This window comes from Sporolactobacillus nakayamae (genome assembly GCF_900113325.1).
GTDB lineage: Bacteria > Bacillota > Bacilli > Bacillales > Sporolactobacillaceae > Sporolactobacillus > Sporolactobacillus nakayamae.
Window position 1 is genome coordinate 49,780 of sequence record NZ_FOOY01000012.1, and the last position, 6,885, is coordinate 56,664.

Here is a 6,885-nt window from a genome sequence, read left to right on the forward strand (position 1 = left end):
GTGAGATTTGCGAAGGCTTCTGTTCAAGCATCGGACAACAGACGGTGTTTGAGCAGAACTTTTTGCTGTTTCGAAAAGTGGTTCAACACAGGGTTTGAAAAGTTTGGTACACTAAAAATGAAATCGTTGCCATTATGAAATGAAAGCAGATGAAGATTATCATGACATCGTTTGTGACGATGCTGTTTCAATTATTTGAACGGGCGGCATTGCTGATTGTGTTTCTCTTTTTAATTACACGAATTCCGCGTTTTAAAGAGATCTTGCAACGCGAAAAGCACTCGGCATCCGAGCTTGCGATCTTGACGGCAATTTTTTGCCTGTTTGCTATTCTAAGTACCTATTCAGGAATTCATGTGGAAGGATCACTTGTGAATGTCCGTATCGCAACGATTGTATCGAGCGGGATTTTATTTGGCCCGGCGGTCGGCATGATTACCGGTATCGTTTCCGGTACACATCGCTATCTGATTGATATCGGTGGAGTATCGGCACTTCCATGTTTTATTACAAGTTCGTTTGCCGGAGTGGTTTCGGTATGGATTCATAAAAAGGTAAAAAAATCGCAGCGCTGGATATACGGAATTGCCGGCGGGATGTTCTGCGAGCTGTTAACGATGGTGCTCATCCTTTTGATGGCCGATTCGTTTCAACTCGGCTGGAGTATTGTTTCGCAAATTGCCCTGCCCATGATTTTAGGCGAGGTCAACATCGGTTTTATCGTCCTGCTTGTCATGAGTGTCGAAGGAGAAAAGGAAAAAATTGCCGCGATGCAGGCGAAGCTTTCTCTGGATATCGCCAATAAAACACTTCCTTATTTTCGTTCGGTTAATAAGGATTCCCTGGCAAAAATCTGCAGCATCATTAGAGAAGAAATTCATGCGGATGCTGTGGCGATGACGGATAAAGAGACCGTTCTCGCATACGTTGGTTTTGGTGAGGAACGCTACACGGTCGGCAAAAATATCGTCAGCGATTTGACGAAAAAGGTGATCAGCCAAGGCAATATTACGTTCTCCAACCATTCATCGGAGCATCATCTGCCGCAAATTCAATCGGTACTCATTATTCCGTTAAAGGAAAAGGATGAAGTTACAGGAACGCTCAAGACCTACTACCGCAAAGCGACGAAAATGACCTACTCCCAGCAGACGCTGGCGATCGGGCTGTCACAGATGATTTCTACCTTATTGGAAATCTCCCGAATGGAACAAATAAAGGAAGCGGCGAGCAAGGCGGAACTGCGGGCACTTCAGTCAAAGATCAATCCGCATTTTCTCTTTAACGCACTGAACACGATTGCCTCTCTGACGCGCAGAGATCCGGGGAAGGCACGGGAACTGATTATCCATTTATCCGGATATATGCGGTCGAATATCGAGCGAACGGATGAACTGATCGATATGGATGAGGCCATTCAGCAAGTAAAGGACTATGTCGAAATTGAGCTTGCGAGATTTGGCCACCGGTTGGAAGTGGACTATGATCTGGATCCGGTTGATTTAAAAATTCCCAGCCTTCTGGTGCAGCCGCTCGTTGAAAATGCGATCAAGCATGGCGCGCTGAAAGCAGGCGGGCAGGGCAAGGTCACAATAAGCGTCGAGGCATTGAGCCATTGTGTTCGCATTCATGTGAGGGATAATGGGCCGGGCATTGATCAGGGAACGATTGATCGCTTGTACCAAGATCAAATGCCGGCAAAGAAAATCGGTTTGCTAAATGTTCATCAGCGCGTAAAATTAATTTATGGGAACGGTCTGATCATTCATCATCTGTCACCTGGTACCGACGTTTACTTCGACATAAAGAAGGTGGATTGATGAAAGCAATTATCGTTGAAGATGAACAGTTAGCACGTGAGGAACTTGAATTCTTAATTCACACCTATAGCTCAATTGAGATTACAAACTGCTTCGAAGATGGCCTTGATGTGTTGAAATTTTTACAAGAAAACGAGACTGATGCGATTTTTTTGGATATCAATATTCCATCGCTTGACGGTATACTTCTGGCTAGCAACATCAGCAAGTTCAAGCGGAAGCCGTATATTATTTTTACTACGGCTTATAAGGAGCATGCGGCAAAAGCTTTCGAACTGGAGGCTTTCGATTATATTTTAAAACCCTATGATGAAAAGCGGATTGCGCCGATGCTCGCAAAGCTTGAGGCGACCTTTTTACGTGATCACGGAATTTCGGAACGGTCTGATGAAACGACTGACGTTCATAATGACACCACAAGCAGGACGCAACGCATCAATCTACGAAATAACGAAAAAATTATTGTTAAAAAAGTTGATGACATTTACTATGCAGAAGCCAGCGAGAAGGTGACGCTCGTCTATACCAACGATGCAAAGTATACGATGCCAATGAGCTTATCTGAATTTCAAGCGATGCTGCCGCAAAAGCTTTTCTTTCGCTGTCATCGTTCGTACACAGTCAATCTGTCTAAAATTCGAGAGATTGTTCCGTGGTTTAATCAAACCTATGTCGTCCGATTGCATGACCTTAAGGCAGAAATTCCTGTCAGCAGAAGCAATATTAAGGAATTTAAAGAGCGGATGCATTTGGGGTGAATTTGAAAAATTAAAAAGGAAAAGCTTAGTCCCTATACGGCTGAGCTTTTCCTTTTTAAGTGAGGAGGCCTTTATTCCTCCCAAACTTTTTTCGCAACATCAACTACTAACCCTAGTTTTGCCCACTGCTGTGCTTCAGTAAGTTTATTGCCTTCTTCAGTTGAAGCGAATCCGCATTGGGTTGACAGGCAAAGATTCTTCAATGGGACATAGTTTGCTGCTTCTTCGATTCTTTTTTGCAATGCGTCTTCAGATTCAAGTTCTGGAAATTTGGATGTCACAAGTCCTAAGACAACTTTTTTGTCTGAACCTTCCGTAAAAATCTCACCGAGCGGAGCAAAATCGCCGGATCGTTCATTGTCATATTCCAGAAAATAGCCGTCAAGATTAAGCTGGGCAAGGTATTTTGCTACCGGTCCGTAACCGCCGGAAAATAGGAACGTGGATTGGAAATTCCCACGGCAAATATGTGTCGTTATCGTCAAATCTTCAGGCAGGTCGTTTAATGCTTTGTTAATGACCGTCACGCTGTCTTTTGCGAGTTGCTCGTATTTTTCCTTTTCTTCGGCTGACCTTGTGAAGATAATCTGGTTGATCAGGAACGCCCAGGTCGTGTCGTCGAGTTGAAGGTAGCGACAGCCTAGATCATAGAAATGCCGGATGGTTTTGTGATACGCAGCTGCCAAATCATCCAAGAAGTCTTCACGAGTCGGATAAAAGTTGACCGCTTGATCGCTGCGATGATCACGGAAATAAAGGGTAGGGCTAGGGATTGTCTGTTTTACAAGAATGCCTTCCGGAACGATGCTCTGCATGAATTTAAAAGCATCAAAAAATGAATGATCAGGATTATAAGATACCCTGTCAATGAATCGTACATTCGTATCGCGGGTCTTTGCACCTTTAAATTTGTAACTTTCATTTTGTGAATAGGATTCAACACCGTTTAGTTCGGCAAGAAAATCCAAATGCCACCAGCTTCGACGGAATTCTCCGTCAGTAACAGCCTTTAATCCCGACTTGATTTGCTTCTCAACAATTTTCTTTATCTCTTCGTCTTCAACTTGAGTCAGAGCTGCTTTGTCAATCTCACCGGCGTCAAACTGTTCACGAGCTTTTTTCAATTCAGCCGGGCGTAAGAGACTTCCTACTTGATCAGATCTGAATGGCGCTTTTTTTGCTAGGGTTACTGTCATTTCTGTTTCCTCCTCAACTCTATTTCTTCTCGTACAACCGCCGGCTTTTGCCGTCATTTATCTGCTTAATAGATTTTAGATGACCGCGGCAGATTTGTGCGTGACTCAATCCGTTTTAATGAAAAAAGCCCTCTTCAGGAAGAAGAAGGCTGCATGTTCGAGTCTCTTCTTATCCCTCCGCACATGATTGTGTCAGCTGGGATTAGCACCTTGTCGTGAAACGACGGTTGCTGAAGCGTCATCGGGCCAGTCCCTCGACTTCTCTAGATAAGAATTGTAGTTAATTATTTGATTGATTTGTAGTTTACGACAAAACGATATTTTTTTCAAGTATTTATTATGGTATCAGTGAAAACTACTTAATTATGGAATTCTAATATGGAATAAAAAAGGAAAGGCGGTCTTTATTCTTTCTTTGGCTGACAGGCATACCTTTTGACAACGTTATCACTTCTTTTTTATGATAAAAGTAACCTTTAGTGAAGCTGGTGATTTGATGGAAAAGATTCAAATCGGACGAACAGAATTAAACGTTAATCCTCTTGGCCTTGGAACCAACAAGATCGGCGGGTACAATTTGTTTCCGAATCTAGATGATGAAACCGGAAAAAAGGTTGTCCAGACGGCGATAGATCATGACGTTGAAATGATTGATACAGCATTTATGTACGGCCTCGGCCATTCTGAAGAGCTGATCGGCGAAGTGCTGCAAAAGAATGATCGTCACAAGGTGGTTTTGGCGACGAAGGGTGCACAACAGGTGACTGCCGATGGAAAGGTGACGTTGAACAATACCCCGGATTTCTTGACTAAATCCGTGGACGAAAGCCTGCAACGTCTGCATACCGATTATTTGGACATCTTTTATATTCATTTTCCCGATCAGGACACACCGAAAGCTGAAGCAGTCGGCGCACTGCAACGGCTAAGAGAAGCGGGAAAGCTTCGTGCAATCGGCGTATCTAACTTTAGTTTGGATCAGGTGAAAGAGGCAGACGCGGATGGTTATGTCGACTTGGTGGAGAATCAATACAATCTGCTTCAACAGGATGCGGTTAAGGAATTGGTACCCTATTTAAATGAACAGCACATCTCATTTGTTCCGTATGAGCCGTTCGCTGCCGCTCTTCTGACTGGACGTTATGCTCCGGACAACCTGCCGCATTTTGAAGAAGGGGATCATCGCTTAACCATTGATCTCTATAAACCGGATCAGCTAAAAGCAAATGTTGCAAAAGTTGAACAGCTGAAGCCAATCGCTGCAAAATACGAAGCAACAGTGGCTCAGCTAGTTCTTGCTTGGTACATGAAAAATCCGTTGATTGGGCCGGTAATTCCAGGCGCACGTACGCCGGAGCAATTGCTTGTGAATGTGCAGAGTGAGAGCGTTCAGCTAAATGATTCAGATTATGAAGCAATTGCTCGAATTTTTGCTTGATTGAGTTCGTGATTAGTAAACGATCGAATGAAAAAGCCATTCGTGAGACTTTTGTCTCGTGGGTGGTTTTTTTACGCGTTCCAAATGATATTTTCCAGAACCTCACCAGGCGTACGTGTCTTTTCTATCTATCTAGTGAACTGTCTTTTTCAAAATAGAAGGACGGACATAGAAATATAGAAAAGGAGTTGTCGAATCATGGCGAAGTACAGTATTCATGCGGGACATAATGCATTCGTTCCAGGAGCACGGGGATACATCAAGGAAGAAGTGGTGGATCGCCAGATTAAAGACGCGACGATCAAGTATTTACGCGCGGCAGGTCAGACTGTGTATGACGACACGGATGATCAAGGGAAAACGCAGAACGAAAATCTAGCTGCGATCGTACAGAAGGTGAATGCGCATAGTGGGCTCACTTTAGCGGTAGCTATTCATCTCAATGCAGGCGGCGGAACCGGCATTGAAGTGTATCAATACGACAACAAAACCGATGCGATTGCGGCTCGTGTTTTAACTAACGTATGCGCGGTCACAGGGTTGCGCAGTCGCGGGATCAAGAAGAACAGCAGCCTTTACGTACTTCGGAATACTAAGTCGCATGCTATTCTTGTTGAATGCGGATTTGTGGATACAAAGGCGGATGCGGAAATTGTTGCCGGAAAAACAGATGCCATTGGCAAAGCGATTGCTGAAGGTATACTCGGCAAGGAGATTAATATAGAGAACGTGCCAAATCAAGCGTCCAAACCTGTCGCGGCAAAACCAGCAGGAGGATCACAACTAGATCAATTACTTAAAAAAGGTGATAAAGGATCAGCAGTGACGAAGCTGCAGCAGGATTTAATCAAAGCAGGTTATAGTGTTGGTAAGGCAGGTGCAGATGGCATTTTTGGGGCGGCGACTGATAAAGCAGTTCGAATACTTCAAACTAATTATAAAATTACTGTTGACGGGATCGTCGGTTCAAAGACACGTTCGGCGTTGTCCAAGGCTATTGAGAAAAAGGCTACCGAAAAACAATCAAATGCATCATCCGGAACGGTGGTGGTTCCATATCCAGGATCAATGATCAAACAAGGCAGCAAAGGGAAAAATGTGGAGCGAATTCAACGCGCTCTTTCGATTACTGCCGATGGGATCTTCGGCCCGAAGACAGAGGCAGCTGTTAAAGCCTATCAAAAACGTCACGGGCTGACGGCAGATGGAATCATCGGTCCGAAGACATGGAATACGCTATTCTGATTAAACTAACAATTTTTTGAGGCATGTATAAAAGCATGCTTTTTTTGTGTCTTCTTACGAAAGAGTAGATGTGAGTTGCACAGCAGATCACGAATTTCGTGCGTGTGCCCGGATCAGGAGTGGGTTCGTGCATAGAACTCTGGTTTTTGTGCATTGAATCACTTTTTTCGTGCATTGGATCACGGATTTCGTGCGTGGGCCCGTATCAGGAGTGAGTTACGTGCATAGAACTCTGATTTTCGTGCATTGAGCCACTTTTTTCGTGCATTGGATCACGAATTTCGTGCAAGATCTGATTTAACTCCCATACTCGTAACGAACCGAGAATAGGTCGTAAAGAATGAACGCTGATTCTTTTGTCTGAGCGCTGATAATTTTGCTTGAACGCTGATTCTTTTGCCTGAACGCTGATATTTTTGCCTGAACGC

Annotated in this window: 5 protein-coding genes and 1 riboswitch; of the genes, 4 read left to right on the forward strand and 1 reads right to left on the reverse strand. The window is 44.0% G+C overall.

Features of this window, described 5'->3' with window-relative positions; translation table 11 throughout:
• The first annotated feature begins 161 nt into the window (after positions 1 to 161).
• Entirely contained in the window at positions 162 to 1,820 is a 1,659-nt protein-coding gene (locus tag BM003_RS09455) for a sensor histidine kinase (protein WP_093672561.1), read from the forward strand.
• Entirely contained in the window at positions 1,820 to 2,578 is a 759-nt protein-coding gene (locus BM003_RS09460) for a LytR/AlgR family response regulator transcription factor (RefSeq protein WP_093672452.1), read from the forward strand. The genes BM003_RS09455 and BM003_RS09460 overlap by 1 nt, the downstream gene beginning before the upstream one ends.
• A 71-nt stretch (positions 2,579 to 2,649) precedes the next feature.
• Here BM003_RS09460 and BM003_RS09465 read toward each other — a convergent pair whose 3' ends face one another.
• The gene (locus BM003_RS09465) at positions 2,650 to 3,774 is read right to left on the reverse strand and encodes a vitamin B12 independent methionine synthase (protein WP_093672454.1); all 1,125 of its coding nucleotides are present in this window, start codon (positions 3,772 to 3,774) and stop codon (positions 2,650 to 2,652) included.
• A 166-nt stretch (positions 3,775 to 3,940) separates the two neighbouring features.
• Positions 3,941 to 4,048, reverse strand: a riboswitch (SAM riboswitch).
• 222 nt (positions 4,049 to 4,270) lie between these two features.
• On the opposite strand from BM003_RS09465, the gene BM003_RS09470 reads away from it, so the two are divergent.
• Positions 4,271 to 5,212: an aldo/keto reductase gene (locus BM003_RS09470; RefSeq protein ID WP_093672456.1), complete on the forward strand. Its 942-nt coding sequence runs from the start codon at positions 4,271 to 4,273 to the stop codon at positions 5,210 to 5,212.
• Between the two features lie 198 nt (positions 5,213 to 5,410).
• On the forward strand, positions 5,411 to 6,457 hold the full coding sequence (locus BM003_RS09475) for an N-acetylmuramoyl-L-alanine amidase (protein ID WP_093672458.1): 1,047 nt from the start codon (positions 5,411 to 5,413) through the stop codon (positions 6,455 to 6,457).
• The last annotated feature ends 428 nt before the right edge of the window (positions 6,458 to 6,885 follow it).